Annotated in this window: 14 protein-coding genes; 9 read left to right on the top strand and 5 right to left on the bottom strand. The window is 61.0% G+C overall.

Annotated features, from left to right (window positions below; all coding sequences use genetic code 11):
• Window positions 1–4: 4 nt before the first annotated feature.
• The gene (locus F8N62_RS26700; protein ID WP_150713477.1) at window positions 5–1,978 is read right to left on the bottom strand and encodes a MacB family efflux pump subunit; all 1,974 of its coding nucleotides are present in this window, start codon (window positions 1,976–1,978) and stop codon (window positions 5–7) included.
• Window positions 1,979–3,151: an efflux RND transporter periplasmic adaptor subunit gene (locus tag F8N62_RS26695; protein WP_150713476.1), complete on the bottom strand. Its 1,173-nt coding sequence runs from the start codon at window positions 3,149–3,151 to the stop codon at window positions 1,979–1,981.
• 315 nt (window positions 3,152–3,466) lie between these two features.
• Here F8N62_RS26695 and F8N62_RS26690 point away from each other — a divergent pair, with 315 nt between their 5' ends.
• The 5 genes from F8N62_RS26690 to F8N62_RS26670 all read left to right on the top strand — a co-directional run bounded on the left by F8N62_RS26690 (window position 3,467) and on the right by F8N62_RS26670 (window position 10,178).
• Window positions 3,467–3,949, top strand: a complete 483-nt coding sequence (locus F8N62_RS26690; protein ID WP_150713475.1) for a sigma-70 family RNA polymerase sigma factor — start codon at window positions 3,467–3,469, stop codon at window positions 3,947–3,949.
• A 129-nt stretch (window positions 3,950–4,078) separates the two neighbouring features.
• A complete protein-coding gene (locus tag F8N62_RS26685; protein WP_150713474.1) occupies window positions 4,079–5,416 on the top strand; it encodes a lysine N(6)-hydroxylase/L-ornithine N(5)-oxygenase family protein in 1,338 nt (445 codons plus the stop codon).
• A 376-nt stretch (window positions 5,417–5,792) separates the two neighbouring features.
• Window positions 5,793–6,200, top strand: a complete 408-nt coding sequence (locus F8N62_RS26680; RefSeq protein WP_150713512.1) for a response regulator — start codon at window positions 5,793–5,795, stop codon at window positions 6,198–6,200.
• A 108-nt stretch (window positions 6,201–6,308) separates the two neighbouring features.
• Window positions 6,309–6,941 (top strand): response regulator transcription factor, encoded by a 633-nt coding sequence (locus tag F8N62_RS26675; protein WP_150713473.1) that lies wholly within the window; start codon window positions 6,309–6,311, stop codon window positions 6,939–6,941.
• Window positions 6,942–10,178 (top strand): transporter substrate-binding domain-containing protein, encoded by a 3,237-nt coding sequence (locus F8N62_RS26670; RefSeq protein ID WP_224791419.1) that lies wholly within the window; start codon window positions 6,942–6,944, stop codon window positions 10,176–10,178. It begins immediately after the preceding gene.
• A gap of 232 nt (window positions 10,179–10,410) precedes the next feature.
• On the opposite strand, the gene F8N62_RS26665 is transcribed toward F8N62_RS26670, so the two are convergent.
• The gene (locus F8N62_RS26665) at window positions 10,411–11,319 is read right to left on the bottom strand and encodes a LysR substrate-binding domain-containing protein (RefSeq protein WP_150713472.1); all 909 of its coding nucleotides are present in this window, start codon (window positions 11,317–11,319) and stop codon (window positions 10,411–10,413) included.
• A 105-nt stretch (window positions 11,320–11,424) separates the two neighbouring features.
• Between F8N62_RS26665 and F8N62_RS26660 the strand changes: the two genes are divergently transcribed.
• The 4 genes from F8N62_RS26660 to F8N62_RS26645 all read left to right on the top strand — a co-directional run bounded on the left by F8N62_RS26660 (window position 11,425) and on the right by F8N62_RS26645 (window position 15,287).
• On the top strand, window positions 11,425–12,291 hold the full coding sequence (locus tag F8N62_RS26660) for a pirin family protein (protein ID WP_150713471.1): 867 nt from the start codon (window positions 11,425–11,427) through the stop codon (window positions 12,289–12,291).
• Window positions 12,292–12,418: 127 nt separating this feature from the next.
• Complete coding sequence (gene ycaC, locus F8N62_RS26655) at window positions 12,419–13,045, top strand: isochorismate family cysteine hydrolase YcaC (protein WP_150713470.1); 627 nt, start codon at window positions 12,419–12,421, stop codon at window positions 13,043–13,045.
• Between the two features lie 142 nt (window positions 13,046–13,187).
• Window positions 13,188–14,630 carry a mechanosensitive ion channel domain-containing protein gene (locus tag F8N62_RS26650; RefSeq protein WP_150713469.1) on the top strand — a complete coding sequence of 481 codons (1,443 nt, stop codon included), beginning with the start codon at window positions 13,188–13,190 and terminating at the stop codon, window positions 14,628–14,630.
• Window positions 14,631–14,846: 216 nt separating this feature from the next.
• Window positions 14,847–15,287: a carboxymuconolactone decarboxylase family protein gene (locus F8N62_RS26645; RefSeq protein WP_150713468.1), complete on the top strand. Its 441-nt coding sequence runs from the start codon at window positions 14,847–14,849 to the stop codon at window positions 15,285–15,287.
• On the opposite strand, the gene F8N62_RS26640 is transcribed toward F8N62_RS26645, so the two are convergent.
• Window positions 15,288–16,880, bottom strand: a complete 1,593-nt coding sequence (locus F8N62_RS26640) for a DHA2 family efflux MFS transporter permease subunit (protein WP_150713467.1) — start codon at window positions 16,878–16,880, stop codon at window positions 15,288–15,290.
• Window positions 16,877–17,998, bottom strand: a complete 1,122-nt coding sequence (locus F8N62_RS26635) for an HlyD family secretion protein (protein WP_150713466.1) — start codon at window positions 17,996–17,998, stop codon at window positions 16,877–16,879. Before F8N62_RS26635 ends, F8N62_RS26640 begins: the two co-directional genes overlap by 4 nt.
• Window positions 17,999–18,046 lie beyond the last annotated feature (48 nt).

Genomic DNA, 18,046 nt, shown 5'->3' with positions numbered 1-18,046 from the left:
TCGATCATTCACTGGTAAGGGCCGTGACCGGGTCGAGCCGGGCAGCTTTGCGGGCCGGCATGAAGCCGAAGACAACGCCGGTGACCAGCGCGCAGCCGAAGGCGCCGAGTACCGCAATCAAGGAGAACGCGACAGCCACTTCGCTGAGCATCAACACACCGCCGACGATCAGCGCCAAGGCAATGCCGGCGAGGCCGCCGACCACCGAAAGCATCACCGCTTCGGTGAGAAACTGCCGCAGAATGTCGCGCTGGCGGGCGCCGGTGGCCATGCGGATGCCGATTTCGCGGGTGCGTTCGCGCACGGTCATGAGCATGATGTTCATCACGCCGATGCCGCCCACCAGCAGCGAAATCGCGGCAATCGAACCGAGCATCAGCGACAGGGTGTTTTGGGTGCGCGCTTCGGCCTGAATCATCGCCGCGTTGTTGGTCAGCTCGAAATCCTTCTTGCCGTCGTGCAGGCGCAGCATCAACTGCTCGATGGCGATTTCCGTTTCCTTGACCTTGCGCGCATCGGCGGCGGCAATGGCCACGTATTCCGGGTTATGGGTGCCGAACAGCCGCACACTGGCGGCGGAATACGGAATGGCGATGCGGTCGTCGCTGTCGGAGTCACCGGAGCTGGCGCCTTTTTCCGCGAGCACGCCGACCACCTGAAACGGCACGTTCTCGATCAGGATGTACTGGCCGATCGGGTTGGCCACGTCCTTGAGCAACTTGGTCCGAACCTTGTGCCCGATCACCGCGACAGCCGCCGCGCTGCGCTCGTCTTCCTGAGTGAAGTAACTGCCTTCGACCACGGGCCAATTGAAGATCGCCGGGAAGTTGGTGTCATTGCCACCGACGTAGCTCAAGTGGTCGAGGTTGCCGAAACGCACGCCGGCTTCCTGGCCGTTGACCGGCATGATCCGCGTCACTTGCGGCAGGCTGCCCACGGCTGCGACGTCGTCCAGGGTAATGATCCCCGGCGGCGTACGCGGATTCGGCGCCGAGCCGCTGAGGTAAATGATGTTCGAACCGAACGCGCCCATTTGCGCCATGACCTGACGCTTGCTGCCTTCGCCGACGGCCAGCATCACCACCACCGAGGCGACGCCGATGATGATCCCGAGCAGCGTCAGCGCGGTGCGAAATTTGTTGATCCACATGACGCGCCAGGCCGCTTGCACCGCGTCCACCAACTCGCCTTTCCAGGCGCCGGTGGCCTCGGCGCCTTCGCTAAGGCGCTTGCGCAAATCCACCGCTTGCAGGGCGCCGGGGTTGGCTGAGGTCTGAACGTCCGGGTTGTCGTGGGCGCTGTCGCTGATGATCAGCCCGTCGCGGATTTCGATGATGCGCTTGGCCCGGGCGGCGACTTCACGGTCGTGGGTGATCAGGATTACCACATGGCCCTGGCTCGCCAGTTCGTCGAGCAGGGTCATGACTTCGGCGCCGCTGTGGCTGTCGAGGGCGCCGGTCGGTTCGTCGGCGAGGATGATATGGCCGCCGTTCATCAAGGCGCGGGCGATGGACACTCGTTGTTGCTGCCCGCCGGAGAGTTGGTGCGGCCGGTTGCCGGTGCGCGAGGCGAGGCCGAGGCGGTCGAGCAGGGCGGCGGCGCGGGCGTGGCGTTCGGCGGCGGGGGTGCCGGCGTAGATCGCCGGCATCTCGACGTTTTCCTGGGCCGAACCGGACGGGATCAGGTGGTAACCCTGGAACACAAAACCAAAGGCTTCGCGGCGCAGCCAGGCCAGTTCGTCACTGTCGAGGGCGGCGACATTTTGCCCGGCGAAGCGGTATTCGCCCGAGGTCGGTCGGTCGAGGCAGCCGAGGATGTTCATCAGCGTTGATTTGCCGGAACCCGACGCACCGACAATCGCCACGAACTCGCCGGCATGAATCGACAGGTCGATGCCGCGCAGCACGTGGACGTGCGGGGAATCGCCGCCGCCGTAGGCTTTGCGAATGTCCTGCAGGTCGATCAGGGGCGTGCGCATTCAGCCGCCACTCCCGTCGGCCGGGCCGATCAGCAGGTGATCGCCCTCCTGCAAACCGTCGAGGACCTGCACCCGCAGGCGATCGCTGATGCCGGTGCGTACGTCGCGCTGTTCGATGCGGCCGTTTTTGGCGACCACCTGCGCGGTCTGCATGTCCGCTTGCGTGCCGCCCTGCAACGCGGCGATGGGGGCGGTCAGCACGTCTTTCGCCTGGTTGGCGACGAAGAACACTTGCGTGGTCATTTCCGCCATCAGCGCATTGTCGGCGTTATCGACATCGAGCAGCACGGTGTACAGCACCACCCGGGCGCTGCCGCTTTTGCTCGAACTGGCCGGGCTGCCACCGCCCTGACTGGTCTGGTCCAAAGGCTTGGGCGGCACCGGCAGAATCTGCCGCACGGTGCTGCTCCAGCGCCGCTTGCCGCCGCTGAGGGTGGTGAACCAGGCGCTCATGCCGGGTTTGACGTGGCCGATGTCGGCTTCCGAGACTTCGGCCCAGACGGTCATGGGCGACAACTTGGCGATGCGCAGAATCAGCGGCGTTTGCTGTTGCGCGTTCAGGGTTTGGCCGACTCGGGCGTCGAGGGCAACCACGGTGCCGGACATCGGTGCGTAAATCCGCGTGTAACCGAGCTCGGCCTGATCACTGCGCAAGCTGGCCTGGGCCTGGCGGATCTGCGCCTGGAACATGTCGATGCGTGCCTGGGTGGCGCGCAGTTCAGCCTGGGCGGTTTGCACGTCTTCTTCGCGGGTGGCGCCGCCGGCCTTGAGGTGTTGCTGGCGCTGGAACTTTTGCCGGGCCAGCTCGTGCTGTGCCCGTTGCTCCTCCAGCTGCGCCTTGAGATTGTCGACGGAAAAACGCCCGGCATCGAGTTTGGCCTGTTGTGTGGACGGATCGATTTCCACCAGCAACTGGCCTTCCTTGATCACATCACCGACTTCAACGTGGATGTTCTGGATCTGCCCGGACGCCTGCGCACCGACATCGACATAGCGCCGGGGCTGCAAGGTGCCGAGGGCCGTGACGCTGCTTTCGATATCGCCACGACTGACCTGCACGGTGGCAAACGTGTCTCGCCCCGGCGGGATGATCTGCCAGGCCGCCACGGCGATAACGGGGATCAGACACAGGGCTGCAAGCAGGGCGCGTCGGGTGTGTCGGGGACGTTTCATGCAGGGTTCCGGCCAATGGAAATCGGCCCGTCGTTCAAGGGACGGGGGGCTGTCCTTTATACGAGGAAAGCCGCAGGGAATTTAGGTGCAGACACATGGCGTAACACCCGTAGGAGCTGCCGAAGGCTGCGATCTTGTGATCTTGATGGTTGGCGCGATCACCTCCATCGAAGGTCAAGAGATCGCAGCCTTCGGCAGCTCCTACCGGAAAGATAAAGGAATACTTTAAATCTATATGAGAATTACTATAAATTACGCACCTCGAATTGCCACTATCGTGCCACTGCCCATTTCGGCAGTCGCCGACCGGGAGTCATGTTGGAAAACTACTATCGCGAGCTGGTGTGTTTCCTCAACGCCAAGCTGGGCAACCGTCAGGTGGCCGAAGATGTGGTGCATGACGCTTATCTGCGGGTTCTGGAGCGCTCCAGCAGCACGCCGATCGAGCAGCCGCGGGCTTTCCTGTATCGCACCGCGCTGAATCTGGTGATCGACGACCATCGGCGCAATGCCCTGCGTCAGGTCGAGTCGCTGGATGTCCTCGACAACGAAGAGCGCTACTTCACCCCCTCGCCTCACCACTCTCTGGATCACGGTCAGCGCCTGGAAATGCTCCAGCGTGCGCTGGCGGAATTGCCACGGCTGTGCCGCGAAAGTTTTCTGTTGCGCAAAATCGATGGCCTGTCACATCCGCAGATCGCCGAGCGGCTGGGGATTTCCCGGGCGCTGGTGGAGAAGCACATCGTCAATGCGATGAAGCACTGCCGGGTGAAGATGCGCCAGTGGGATGCGCATTGATCCCGCCATCGGGCTGTTGTTGTTAAATTTTATTTCATTGTCCTCGTTCCCTATCAACAGACGACCTGCTGGCCAGGTCACTTAGGCTAACTCCCCACGGTTGAGGGGTTCATCCAGAGGACACTGGAAATGACACAGGCAATTGCATCGCCCATCGTTCACGATCTGATCGGCGTCGGTTTCGGCCCTTCGAACCTCGCGCTGGCCATCGCCCTGCAAGAACGCGGGCCGAGCCAGGGCGAGCTGGATGTTCTGTTTCTCGACAAGCAGGCGGACTATCGCTGGCACGGCAACACGCTGGTGACCCAGAGTGAATTGCAGATTTCCTTCCTCAAAGACCTGGTGACCCTGCGCAACCCGACCAGCCCGTATTCCTTCGTCAACTACCTCAAGCATCACGGGCGTCTGGTGGACTTCATCAACCTCGGCACTTTCTATCCGTGCCGCATGGAGTACAACGACTACCTGTGCTGGGTCGCCGGGCAATTCGCCGCACAGAGCCGCTACGGCGAAGAAGTGCTGACCATCGAGCCGGTGCTGCACAACCAGCAGGTCGAAGCGCTGCGCGTGATCTCCCGCGATACCCACGGCCAGCAACATGTGCGCACCGCCCGTTCGGTGGTGGTCAGCGCCGGTGGTACGCCGCGTATTCCGGAAGCGTTCAAGGCGCTAAAGGATGACGGCCGGGTGTTTCATCACTCGCAGTACCTGGCGCAGATGGCCAGGCAACCTTGTGTGAATAATCAGCCGATGAACATTGCGATCATTGGCGGCGGGCAGAGCGCGGCTGAGGCCTTCATCGATTTGAACGACAGCTTCCCGTCGGTGCAGGTGGACATGATCCTGCGTGGTTCGGCATTGAAGCCGGCGGATGACAGTCCGTTCGTCAACGAAGTGTTCTCGCCGCAGTTCACCGACCTGGTGTTCCAGCAGGCGAGCAGCGAGCGCGAGCGGCTGGTCAACGAGTACCACAACACCAACTATTCAGTGGTGGACATCGACCTGATCGAACGCATCTACGGGATCTTCTATCGCCAGAAAGTCTCGGGCATCGCCCGTCATGTTTTCCGCACCCTGACCACTGTCGAGAAAGCCACCGCCACCGAGCGCGGCATCGAACTGGCGGTGCGCAACAACGCAACCGGCGAAGTCACGGTTCGGCACTACGATGCGGTGGTGTTGGCCACCGGTTACGAGCGTCAGATGCACCGCAAATTATTGGCGCCGCTGGAGCAGTACCTGGGGGATTTCGAGGTGGATCGCAACTACAAACTGGTCACCGACGAACGCTGCAAGGCCGGCATTTACATGCAGGGGTTCTGCCAGGCGAGCCACGGCTTGAGCGACACCTTGCTCTCGATCCTGCCGATTCGTGCAGATGAGATTGCCGGCTCTTTGTATGAGCATGGCAAGCAGCGGGGGCAGGGGCGGTCGGTGGTGGATGTGTTGCTCGCGACAGCCAGTTAACATTTGTTGCGCCTTATGCCGTCATCGCGAGCAAGCTCGCTCCCACAGTAGATCTTCAGGGAACACAAGTTTTGTGTAAAACAGAGATCAAATGTGGGAGCGAGCTTGCTCGCGATTGGGCCTTCAAAAGCACCACACATCTTGAATTCTGAACCCTTGCTGAAGAACCCCGCAATTCCCCCGCACCCATCAAAAGATCAAAAGATCAAAAGATCGCAGCCTTCGGCGGCTCCTACCGGGGATCGGTTTCACGCGGTGAATCTCCGTTCATTGACGGACGAGATGCCTGGATTTTCGGAATAGTCCTACAGAAAGCTTGAGGGCTCTTCCGTAGCCTTGGGGCCTCATGAACTTGAAACCCGCCAAGGGGCTCCCGTTGCTAAACAAAGCGTTGCGTATTCTGATTGCCGACAAGCAGCATTTTCAGCGGCTGCGAATGGAGCGCCTGTTCAACCAACTCGGCTACTACCGGGTGGCGCCCGCGCAAAACCTTGAAGAACTGCTGACGCTGATCGAATACGGCGATGTGCCTTTCGATCTGGTGGTGATCAATGCGGCGCTGGCGGGCGAGGCGCTGGACCTGAACGACTACTTCCTCGATCACCCGCAGGTGCGCCATGCATTGATTTATGCAGGCGCACAATCGCCGCCGATCCCGTTCGGCGGGTCGCAGAAGATTCGGCTGAGCGATGCGGCGTTGCCTGATCTGATAAGTATTCAACGGTTGATGACGACCGTTGATCCACGGTTACCGTTCGTCGGCACTGTCATTTCTGTCAGGTAGTCGAGCCCGGATTTTCATGCAAAAGTCGTTGCGCAGCCCTGCGTTAAACCGGGTCTGGCCCATGGGCATTGAATGCCCGATTGTCGTGCCCTACGCACAGGAGTTGCCATGAAGCCAGCGCTAAGAGCGGGGATCGCGGATGATCATCCCGTGGTTCGCACGGCGGTGAGGATGTTGCTTGCCCAGGCGGGATATCGGGTGAGCGAGGTATCCAACGGTAACGCGGTGATGTCGATGCTTCGCGAGCACCAACCTGGCACGCTGGTGCTGGATCTGAACTTGCCCGGACTGGATGGCCTGGGTGTGCTGGAGCACATTCGAAGCAGCGGCATCCGATGCCAGGTCGTGGTGTTCACTTCACTGAACGGGATGTTTTATCAGGATCGTTGCATGCGTGCGGGCGCTGCGGCTTTTGTTTCAAAAACCAACGATCTGGAGCACCTCCGCAAGGCCATCGATGCAGTCAAGGCGGGTTACAGCTATTTTGAAAAGCTCGAGACGAGCTCGGTCTCACTCAGCCTTGTGCAGCGCAGTGACGCGCAGCTGATTGAAAAACTGTCCAATCGTGAACTGACGATTTGCTGCTACCTGGCCAACGGTATGAGCAACAAGGCCATTGCCGAAATAATGCACCTGAGCCACAAGACGGTCAGTACCTACAAGACCCGATTGACCGACAAACTCCAGATCGGCTCCCCGGTGCATCTGCGCGATTTTGCCAAACGCAATAATCTGATCTGAATGATGATTTCGCACCGATTGCGTTGCCTCACCTGCCTTGTGCTGCTGGCTTGCCTGTGGATAACCAGCGCCGGTGCACAACCCCAGACCCTGAAACTGCTTGGACGCTCCAGCGTCGATGGCTACGACGTCAAACTGTCGGATGCCGATTCGCGGGTGCTGCGTCAAAAGGGTCGGCTGGTGCTGGCCGTTTCGAAGCCGGATTATCCGCCCTTCGACATCACCACCAACGACGACGATTACGAGGGTTTGACGGCCGACTACGCCGGGCTGCTCAAACAGCTGTTGCACGTTGAGATCGAGGTTCAGCGCTATGCATCGCGAGGCGATGCTGTGCGGGCGATCAAGGACGGCAAGGCTGATTTGCTCGGCACCGCCAATCGTTACGAGACCGAAGATCCACAGTTGCGCATGTCCACTGCCTACGCGGACGACCAACCGGTGGTGCTGACCCGCACGGATGCGTCTGCGCCACTGGACCCCGAACTGGCAGGTAAACGGCTGGCAATGCTTTATCACTACCTGCCCGAGCAGCAGGTGCGGGCGTTTTACGCCAAGGCGGATGTCGAGCTGTTTCCCTCGACGCTGGGGGCCGTGGGCGCCGTTGCGTTCGGCCAGGCAGACGCTTACCTGGGCGACGCCATCAGCGCCAATTACCTGATCAGCAAAAACTACCTCAACAACGTTCAGCTCGCGGATTTTTCGCCGATGGAATCCGGGGTGTTCGCGTTTGCGATGAGCCGCGACAACCTGCAGCTGCAACGCATCGTCAACCGCGCGCTGGCGGCGATTCCGACCAATGAGCGAATGAACATCCTGCGCCGATGGGGCGGCAGCGGGACGTCGATCGCCGGCACTCAGGCACCGCATTTCAGCGTGATCGAGCAACGCTGGATCGAGGATCATCCGCGCCTGCGAGTGGCGATCAATCAACACCTCATGCCGATTTCCTTCGTTGACAGTGAGGGCAAGTACCGCGGCATCAGTATCGATGTGCTGGGCAAAATCAGCCTGCGCACAGGCTTGAAATTCGACATTCAACCGACCCGGTCGGTGGCGGAACTGCTCGGCTGGATCAGAGCCGGCCACGTCGACCTGGTCGCCGGGATAAGCCCCAGCATCGAGCGTGAAGCCGAATTGCGCTTTACCCGGCCGTTTCTCACCAGCCCGAATGTGCTGGTGACGCGCATTGCATCCGACAGCCCCAAGACCCTGGACGAGATGGCCGGTAAAACACTCGCGATTACCCAGGGCAACAGTGCCGGCGAATTCATTCGCCAGCACTACCCGCAGATTGAGCTGATCGATGCGCCGTTGACGGCGCAAGCCATGGAAATGGTTGCCGAGGGCAGGGCCGACGGCGGCATCAACTCGCTGATCGGGGCGCGGGTCATGATTTCCCGCCAGTACCGGGACCGGTTGCAAGTGACCAGCACCGTCGGCACCGACCCTGCCCGCAGCACCCTGGCAACTGCGCGTGACGCGGTGGTGTTGCATTCGATTCTGGACAAGGCGTTGCTGAGCATTTCCCCCGAAGAAATCGATGAAATGACTGCCTTCTGGCGCAATGACTTGATGGTCGAGCCAAGCTTCTGGCTGGGCCACCGGCGGGACATTCTCCAGGCCTTTGCCGCTGCGGGTGCCTTGCTGGTGCTGGCGCTCGCCTGGATCGCCTGGCAGCGTCGACAGATCCGCCTGCGTCAGCAACTGCTTGCGCAATTGCAGGATGCCAAGGACGCCGCCGATGAGGCCAACCGTGCGAAAACCACGTTCCTGGCAACCATGAGCCATGAAATCCGCACGCCGATGAATGCGCTGCTCGGGATGCTTGAACTGGCGCTGAAACGGGCGGACGAAGGCTTCACCGACCGATCTGCCATCGAGGTGGCTTCGAATGCCGGGCAACAATTGCTCGCGTTGATTGGCGACATTCTGGACATCGCGCGCATTGAGTCCGGGCATTTGTCCCTGACGCCGGAGCGCGCCAACCTGCGGTCGCTGGTCGAGTCGGTGTGCCGTGTGTTCGAAGGTCTGGCACGGCAGAAAAAACTTGAGTGGCGCGTCAAACTGGACGATCGCAGCGACTGCGATGTGATGATCGACCCCACGCGTTTCAAGCAGGTGCTGTCCAATCTGCTGAGCAACGCGATCAAATTCACCCGCGAGGGCAGCGTGAGCCTGACATTGGTGGTTGAGCCTGATCTTTGCGGGCGGCTAGCGGTCACCGTCCTTATCGAAGACACCGGCGTCGGGATCAGTGCGTTCGACCAGAAGCGCCTGTTCAGTCCGTTCGTGCAAGCCGAAAACGGCCAGCAATCGGGTCGCAATGGTTCCGGGCTGGGGCTGGTGATCAGCCGCACACTGTGCGAAATGATGGGCGGCCAATTACGGCTCGACAGCGCTCTGGGGCGTGGCACGCGGATCAATGTCAGGCTTGATGTGCCGGTGTTGCAAGCGTTGGCCGGCAGCGATCTGGCCGACAACGAAACGCCGGCGCCGACCCGGCCGCTGAAGATTCTGGTGGTCGACGATTACCCGGCCAATCGGCTGTTGATGTCTCGTCAGTTGGGCTATCTGGGGCACAGCGTTATCGTCGCGGAAGAGGGGAGGCGAGGTCTGGAGGCGTGGCGCAAAAACGAATTCGATGTTGTCATCACCGATTGCAACATGCCGGTGCTCGACGGCTATGAATTAACGGGTGCGATACGCGATGAGGAGCATCTGCAGGGCTTGCCACCAACGCTGATTCTGGGGTTTACCGCCAATGCGCAGCCTGACGAGAAGGCCCGTTGCCTTGAGGCGGGCATGGACGACTGCCTGTTCAAACCGATCCGCCTGGCGGACCTCAGTGCCTGGCTGGCCGATCGATTTCCCGATGGTGCGTCGCCGGTTATCGATGCACCTTCATTTTCCGAGATTGACTTGAGTGGGCTGGAGCAATACGTCGGCGACGACCGTGAACTGATCACGCAGTTGTTGCGCGACCTGCTCACGACCAATCGCACCGATCGCGATGAACTGCTCAAGGCGCATGCCAGCGACGATAGGCAGGTACTGCGCAGGCTGGCGCACCGTATCAAGGGCGGGGCGCTGATGGTGCGGGCGATCAGCCTGATCGAATGCTGCGAGGTGCTGGAACGCGCCTGCGGTGATGGCCGTGGTGCGCTGATCGACGAAGCGGTCGATCAGTTGCAGCAGGCCATGACACGCCTGGATCAACGACTGGCGCAAGGCTAGTCCCGAAGTGACGGCGCCTGGTCTGACGCATTCGCGAGCAGGCTCGCTCCCACAGTTGGAACGCGTTCCCCTGTGGGAGCGAGCCTGCTCGCGAAAGCCGCGACTCGGTGTGAAGTCTGTCACCCAACCTCAACAATCAAGCGATCCCCAGTTGGAACGCGTTCCCCTGTGGGAGCGAGCCTGCTCGCGAAAGCCGCGACGCGGTGTGAAGTCTGTCACCCAACCTCCAAAATCAAGCAATGTCGCTGTGACTGAATTCCTCCCCCAGAAAGTCAATCAGCGCCCGCACCGACGGCAGCAATCCACGCCGTGACGGAAAGATCGCATGCACGATCCCGCACTTCGGCGCCCAGCCCGGCACCAGCTCCACCAGGCGTCCGGCGCTGATGTCGTCGCGCACGACCACCGCTGGCAAGTGCGCAATGCCAATCCCCGCGAGTACCGCGTGCCGCAACGCCAGCAAGTCATCGGTGACCATGCGCGGTGCGTGGCGGATCAGCGCGCTGGCGCCGTCCGCGCCGAATAACTCCCACTGATACTCACGCTGCGCCGCGCCCCAATGCACGCTGGGCATACCACTGAGGTCGGCCGGGGAGGCCGGCGACGACAGCCGTTCGGCAAACACCGGGCTGCCCACCAGGCATTGCGTGCTGTTGCCTAGCACCTTCATCACCATGTCGGTGTTTTCCAGCGGCGGAAAACGCACCCGCAGGGCGATGTCGAAGCCCTCGTGAATCAGGTCGACCCGGCGGTTGGTGCTTTCGATGAACAACTCAACCAGCGGGTATTTCAGCATGTAGCGGGTCAGCATCGGCCCGACCCACGAGTTCAGCAGCGCGGTCGGGCAGCTGATGCGCACCAGGCCTTGGGGTTCGGAGCGGTTGCGCTCGATCAGTTCGGCGGCGCTTTCCGCTTCCACGCGCATGGCCAGGCACCGTTGGTAGTAAGCCTGGCCGATTTCGGTCAGCGAACAATGCCGGCTGGTGCGGTGCAGCAAGCGCACGCCGAGGCGTTCTTCGAGCTCGGAGATGCGCCGGCTGAGCTTCGACTTGGGCATGTCCAGCGCCCGCCCGGCCGGGGCGAATCCACCGTGTTCCACCACCTGAGTGAAGTAGTAGAGGGTGTTGAGGTCTTCCACCATCGTTCTCCAAATAGAACGCTAAGAGTGATTTTTGCAGTCTAGTGCAAAAAAGGCGGTGGTTTTAAGCTTTGTTCATCGCGTCAAACCACAGAATTCGGAGGCAGCATGAAAAACATCATCGGCATCTACACCAGCCCGCGGACCCATTGGGTCGGCGACGGTTTTCCGGTTCGCACGCTGTTTTCCTACGACAACCTGGGCAAACACATCAGCCCGTTTCTGCTGCTGGATCACGCCGGTCCCGCCGAATTCACCCCGACCACCGAGCGGCGTGGCGTCGGCCAGCACCCACACCGCGGTTTCGAAACCGTGACCATCGTCTACAAGGGTGAACTGGAACACCGCGATTCCACCGGCAGCGGCGGCAAGATCGGCCCGGGTGATGTGCAATGGATGACCGCCGCGTCGGGCATTCTCCACGAGGAATTCCACTCCGACGGTTTCGCCAAAACCGGCGGCACCCTGGAAATGGTCCAGCTGTGGGTCAACTTGCCGGCCAAGGACAAAATGGCCACTGCCGGTTACCAGACGATTGTCGATGGCGACATCCCGAGCATCCCGCTCAAGGACAAGGCCGGCAGCCTGCGCTTGATCGCCGGTGAGTTCGACGGTCACCGCGGCCCGGCGCGGACATTTACCCCGGTCGACGTCTGGGACCTGCGCCTCAACGGCGGCAAATTGCTGACCCTCGATCTGCATGAAGGACGTAACACAGCGTTGGTAGTGTTGCGTGGCACGGTTCAGGTCAACGGCCTGGAACTGGTGCGCGAAGGGCAATTGGCGTTGTTCGAACGTAACGGCCAGCAGATCAGTCTGGAAGCCAACAACGACGCTGTTGTGTTGCTACTCAGCGGCGAACCCATCGACGAACCCATCGTCGGCCACGGTCCGTTCGTGATGAACAGCGAGCAGGAAATCCACCAGGCCTTTGCCGATTTTCAGTCGGGCCGGTTCGGGCGGATGAGCAGTTGAAACACGGATACACGGTTACACCGCTTCCGGCATGGCTGACTACGCTTGTCTGGTCGCGTTGAAATGAATCATCGGAAAACACTTACGCCGGCCCGTTCGGCATCGAAATCAAAGCGAGGATGACCCCATGACTACTTCTTACAAACGTCTCGACAAGGATAACGCCGCCGTTCTGTTGGTCGATCACCAGGCGGGCCTGCTTTCCCTGGTGCGCGACATCGAGCCGGACCGTTTCAAGAACAACGTGTTGGCCCTGGCGGACCTGGCCAAGTACTTCAAATTGCCGACCATCCTCACCACCAGTTTCGAAACCGGCCCCAACGGCCCACTGGTGCCCGAGCTGAAAGCGCTGTTCCCGGATGCGCCGTACATTGCCCGTCCTGGCCAGATCAACGCCTGGGACAACGAAGATTTCGTCAAGGCGATCAAGGCCACCGGCAAGAAACAACTGATCATCGCCGGTGTGGTGACTGAAGTGTGCGTGGCATTCCCGGCGCTGTCGGCCCTGGCGGAAGGTTTCGAGGTGTTCGTGGTGACGGATGCTTCCGGCACGTTCAACGAGCTGACCCGTCAATCGGCCTGGGATCGCATGTCGTCCTCCGGCGCGCAATTGATGACCTGGTTCGGCCTCGCCTGTGAGCTGCACCGCGACTGGCGCAACGACGTGGAAGGGCTGGGCACTCTGTTCTCCAACCACATCCCGGACTACCGCAACCTGATGACCAGCTACAACACCCTCACCAACAACAAGTAACCCCCAACACACATCACCCCTTGTAGGAGCTGCCGAAGGCTGCGATCTTTTGATCTTTCTAGATCGCCAAAAGATCGCAGGCTTCGCCAGCTCCTACAATACGTGCGATGTTTGCGTCATCGGTCCTTGCCGGAGTCGCTTGATGCTGTCACTGCTTACCAATCACCCATTGGTCTGCGCCTTGGTCCTGATCCTCATCGATCTCGGGCTGTGGCGTTTGATCAGTGCCAATGGCAGCAACTGGAAACTGGTGGTGCGGCTGCTGATTTTCGCGCTGTTCAGCATCCTGCTGTTCAACGAAGGCTTGAACCCACTGGAGCCCGCGCCCTGGGCCGATAACGTGCCGTTGCACCTGGCGGCGACCGGTTTGCAGATTGGCTGGTGGCTGTTCGGCGCGCGCACCCTGACGGTGCTGATCGGTGCAGTGATGATGCAACGGGTCGGGCACACCGGGCGTTTGCTCCAGGACCTGCTGGGTGCGGTGATTTTCCTGATCGCGATCATCGCGGCGCTGGCCTACGTGCTCGACCTGCCGGTCAAAGGCGTGCTGGCGACGTCCGGGGCGTTGGCGATCATCGTCGGCCTGGCGCTGCAAAGTACCCTCAGCGACGTGTTCTCGGGGATCGTCCTCAACACCACCAAACCCTACCAACTGGATGACTGGATCTCCATCGACGGTACCGAAGGCCGGGTCACCGACATCGACTGGCGCGCCACGCGCCTGCAAACCGCTCAGGGCAGCATGGCGGTGATTCCCAACTCGCTGGCGGCCAAGGCCAAGATCATCAATTTCAGTCGGCCGAGCGATATTTTCGGCGTGTCGATCAGCCTGCAACTCAGCCCGCACGCACGGCCGCAAACAGTGATCGATGCACTGGAACGGGCGATGGAAGGGTGCCGGCATCTGTTGAGCAAACCGGCGCCGAGCGTCGCGCTAAAAGGCTCGAGTGCCGCCGGGGTCGAGTATGAAATCAGCGGATTTGTGGTCTCGATGGACCAGAAACGCATGGTGCGCAATTTGCTGTTCGACCTGGCGTTCCGTCATTTGCAGGCGTCCGGCGTGAGCCTGTTGTCCAGCGTCGAATCGAATGCGTCGCCAGGTCTGTCGCGGCCACGGGCGTTGCTGGAAAGCTCGGCCATTTTTTCGACCCTGCGTCAGGAAGAAAAGGAGACCTTCGCCCAGCATATGACCCTGCAGACCTTCCGCCCTGGGGAGATGATCCTGCCGGCGGGGGAGGTCAGCGACCATTTGTTCATCGTCGAATCCGGCGTGGTCTCGGTGGCGCTGAGCCGTGCCGGGGTCAAGTTTGAGTCCGGGCGCATGGGACCGGGCGAGGTGATCGGCGAGGGCGGGATTCTGTCGGACACGTCGCTGCCGGCGGAATTCACCGCCAAAACTACTTGCAGCTTGTACCGGATCGAGAAGGACTACCTCAAACCATGCCTGGAGGCCCGGCATGACATCGGCGAAGCCATGAAAGCGTTGCTCGATTACCGCTTGAACAGGGCGCAGACCTTGACCCAGGAAACGCCGAAAGTGGTGGAGAAGAAGGGGTTCTTGCAGTGGTTGCGCAGTCGCGCTTGAGTCTTTATTGAATGGCCGCTGCGCGGTTCACCGCAGATCCACTGTGGGAGCGAGCCTGCTCGCGAAGGCGATGCCAGGCTCACCACAGAACTCAGATCAGAACTCCATCATCGCTGACACCTCAATGGCCTACCCATCTTCTGAAACATTGGCTATTTAAGCGATGGCCGGAGGGGATTAACTTAGCCCCACCCCCACTTGTCACCGGAGTCCGCCATGAAACCTCGTATCGATTTCTACACCGCATCCCCTGACGCACTCAAAGCCATGATCGCGCTGGAAACCGCTGTCTCGAAGCTGCCACTGGAAAAGAACCTGATCGAACTGGTCAAGCTGCGCGCCTCGCAAATCAACGGTTGCGCGTTCTGCATCGACATGCACACCACCGACGCGATCAAAGGTGGCGAAACCCCGCGTCGTCTGTTCGCCGTGACGGCATGGCGTGAGGCGCCGTTCTTCACCGATCGCGAACGCGCCGCACTGGCCTGGACCGAGTCCCTGACGCAACTCAGCCTGACCCACGCGCCGGACGAAGACTACGAATACGTCAGCGCTCAGTTCAGCCCCAAGGAAATGGTCGACCTGACCGTGGCCATTTCCACCATCAACAGCTGGAATCGCCTGGCCGTTGGCTTCCGCAAAACACCCCAAGCCTGATCAATGGGCATCCGCTGACGGCGCGGCCGGTGGTTGCACCTTGCGCATCAAGGGCACCATCGCCGTGGCGATCACAAAGCACACCCCGATCATCAAAAACGCGTCGCCGTAGGTTTGCGTCTGCGCTTCGCGATAAGTCAGCAACCACAGCTGATGCAGACTCGCGGTGACGCCGAGGTCACCGCTTTGACCCAGGGCGGCGAAGTGATTGCCGACCTGGGACAGCCACTGATTCATCGCCTCGTTGGTGCTGTTGAGATTTTCCGCCAACCGCGTGAAGTGCAGGTTGGTCCGGTCATTGAGGATCGTTGCGCACGCGGCGATGCCAATCGCACCCCCCAGATTTCGCATCAGGTTGAACAAGCCCGAAGCGTGTTTGAGTCGCGAAGGCGCCAGCCCGCCCAGGGTCAGGGTGACCGCTGGCGGCACTGCCAATTGCTGGGCAATGCCGCGCAAGGCTTGCGGCAACATCAATTCCTTGGCCCCCCAGTCATGGGTGATCGGGCTGAAATCCCACATCGATAACGCGAACAAACCCAGGCCGGTCATCATGATCCAGCGCAAATCAATGCGGTTAGCCAGAAAGGCGTACAGCGGAATCGCCATGATCTGGAACACCCCGGTGGAGAAAACCGCCAGACCAATGTCCAGCGCGCCGTAGCCACGCACCCGGCCGAGAAACAGTGGCGTCAGGTAAATGGTGGCGAACAGGCCGATCCCGGTGACGAACGAAAAGAAGCAACCGAGGGCGAAGTTGCGGTCCTTCAGGGCGCGCAAATCAACAATCGGATTGGCCACGTGCAAGGTGCGGCCGATGAACGCCAGGCCGGCGAGGCCGCTGATCCAGGCGGTGGTCAGGATCGTACTGTCGCTGAACCAGTTCCAGCGCGGGCCCTCTTCGAGGGTGTATTGCAGGCACCCGAGAAACAGCGCGAGGAACACCATGCTCAAATAGTCGGCGCCCTTGAGCAGCGACAATTCCGGCTGATCGATTTTCACCAGCATCGGCACCGCCACGGCGACGAAAATTCCCGGCAACAGGTTGATGTAGAAGAGCCAGTGCCAGGATGAAATGTCAGTGATCCAGCCACCGATCACCGGCCCCAATGTGGGCGCCAACGAGGCGACCGCGCCGATGGTCGCGGCGGCAATCACCCGTTGTTTACCGCTGAAAAATACGAACGCCGTGGTGAACACCAGCGGGATCATCGAGCCGCCGAGAAAACCCTGCAACGCGCGGAACGCAATCATGCTCTGGATGTTCCAGGCGGCGCCGCACAGCAGGCTGGCGAGGGTGAAGCCCACCGCCGAGGCGCAAAACAGCCAGCGTGTCGAGAACACGCGGGACAGCCAACCGGACAGCGGAATCACGATGATTTCAGCGATCAGGTAACTGGTTTGCACCCATGCGGTTTCGTCGGTGCCGGCCGACAATCCGCCGCCAATATCACGCAATGACGCCGAGACAATCTGGATGTCCAACAGCGCAATGAACATGCCGATGCACATGCTGGCGAAGGCGAAGACTTTGGTCGCTGTCGCCATGTCGGCAGCGTTGAACGGCTGGGCGGGGGCGGCGAGGGCGCGGCTCATGGCGCGCTGGCTACGGCTGCGGTTTCAGGCGCCTTGCGCGTGTCCACTTCGGCAGTCACCGACAAGCCCGGACGCAGATGACCGAGCACGCTATCGGCGGGATCGAGGAGGATGCGCACCGGCACCCGCTGAACGATTTTGGTGAAGTTGCCGGTGGCGTTTTCCGGTGGCAGCACGCTGAACTGCGAACCGCTGGCCGGCGCCAGGCTGTCGAGGTGACCGTGGAATTCCTGACCTGAAAGCACGTCGGCACGAATCACCACGCGTTGACCCGGCAACATGTGCGCCAGTTGATCTTCCTTGAAATTGGCATCGACCCACAGCCCGCTGGCCGGCACCACCGACAATTGTTGCGAGCCGGCCTGCGCATACGCGCCGACCCGCGCCCGGCGATTGCCGACCACGCCATCAATCGGCGCGCGCAGCTCGGTGTAACCGACATTCAATTGCGCCAGATCCCGCTCGGCCCGGGCTTGCATCAGCGCGGCGCGGGCCTGCTGCTTCTGGGTGGCGATCACGTTCAACTGGCGTTGCGCCGCCAGCAGTTCCGCCTGAGCTTTTGAACTGAGCGCCTGCGCGGTCTTGAACGTGGCATCGGCGCGTTGCGCGCTTTCCACCGAGACGGCATTGCTGCCCACCAGCTTTTTATAGCGCGCATTGTCATTGCGCGACCGTGCCGTTTCGGCGCCGGCAGCATCAATCCCGGCGCGGGCCTGACCAATCACCGCCTGTTGCAGTTGCTCGGTGGCGTCGAGGTTGGCGAGCAACGCTTCTTCCGCCGCCACCGCGCCTTCGGCCTTCGCCAGATTGGCGCGGTAGTCACGGGCATCAATACGGATCAACACATCGCCGGCCTTCACTTTCTGGTTATCGGTGACCAGCACTTCATCGATGTACCCCGCGACCTTCGGCCCGATCACCGTCACGTTGCCGCCAATGTAGGCATCGTCGGTTTCCTCGATGAAACGGCCGGCGGTCCACCAATGGGCGGCATAGAAACCCGCGAACAGCAGCGCGGCAATGGCCAGCGTCAGCAGGATCAGGCGCTTGAGCAGGGGAGGCTTGGGCGTGCTCACCGCAACAGCAAGTTCGGATTCGAGGCTGGGCATGCTGGTCATCGGGTGAGTACCTATGGGAAACGGTTATTTATTACGAGTGTAATATGA

Origin of the sequence: Pseudomonas fluorescens (assembly GCF_902497785.1) — a bacterium.
Classification (GTDB): Bacteria; Pseudomonadota; Gammaproteobacteria; order Pseudomonadales; family Pseudomonadaceae; genus Aquipseudomonas; species Aquipseudomonas fluorescens_BO.
Note: the sequence above shows the minus strand (reverse complement) of the source record. Positions and strands in the feature narration are given on the sequence as shown.

What these genes read in the sequence shown, in the direction of transcription:
- F8N62_RS26665 (WP_150713472.1), bottom strand. Translation starts at nt 11,319, where the DNA reads ATGGTGGAAGACCTCAACACCCTCTACTACTTCACTCAGGTGGTGGAA.
- F8N62_RS26675 (WP_150713473.1), top strand. Translation starts at nt 6,309, where the DNA reads ATGAAGCCAGCGCTAAGAGCGGGGATCGCGGATGATCATCCCGTGGTT.
- F8N62_RS26645 (WP_150713468.1), top strand. Translation starts at nt 14,847, where the DNA reads ATGAAACCTCGTATCGATTTCTACACCGCATCCCCTGACGCACTCAAA.
- F8N62_RS26695 (WP_150713476.1), bottom strand. Translation starts at nt 3,151, where the DNA reads ATGAAACGTCCCCGACACACCCGACGCGCCCTGCTTGCAGCCCTGTGT.
- F8N62_RS26670 (WP_224791419.1), top strand. Translation starts at nt 6,942, where the DNA reads ATGATGATTTCGCACCGATTGCGTTGCCTCACCTGCCTTGTGCTGCTG.
- F8N62_RS26690 (WP_150713475.1), top strand. Translation starts at nt 3,467, where the DNA reads ATGTTGGAAAACTACTATCGCGAGCTGGTGTGTTTCCTCAACGCCAAG.
- ycaC (WP_150713470.1), top strand. Translation starts at nt 12,419, where the DNA reads ATGACTACTTCTTACAAACGTCTCGACAAGGATAACGCCGCCGTTCTG.
- F8N62_RS26650 (WP_150713469.1), top strand. Translation starts at nt 13,188, where the DNA reads ATGCTGTCACTGCTTACCAATCACCCATTGGTCTGCGCCTTGGTCCTG.
- F8N62_RS26635 (WP_150713466.1), bottom strand. Translation starts at nt 17,998, where the DNA reads ATGACCAGCATGCCCAGCCTCGAATCCGAACTTGCTGTTGCGGTGAGC.
- F8N62_RS26640 (WP_150713467.1), bottom strand. Translation starts at nt 16,880, where the DNA reads ATGAGCCGCGCCCTCGCCGCCCCCGCCCAGCCGTTCAACGCTGCCGAC.
- F8N62_RS26700 (WP_150713477.1), bottom strand. Translation starts at nt 1,978, where the DNA reads ATGCGCACGCCCCTGATCGACCTGCAGGACATTCGCAAAGCCTACGGC.
- F8N62_RS26685 (WP_150713474.1), top strand. Translation starts at nt 4,079, where the DNA reads ATGACACAGGCAATTGCATCGCCCATCGTTCACGATCTGATCGGCGTC.
- F8N62_RS26660 (WP_150713471.1), top strand. Translation starts at nt 11,425, where the DNA reads ATGAAAAACATCATCGGCATCTACACCAGCCCGCGGACCCATTGGGTC.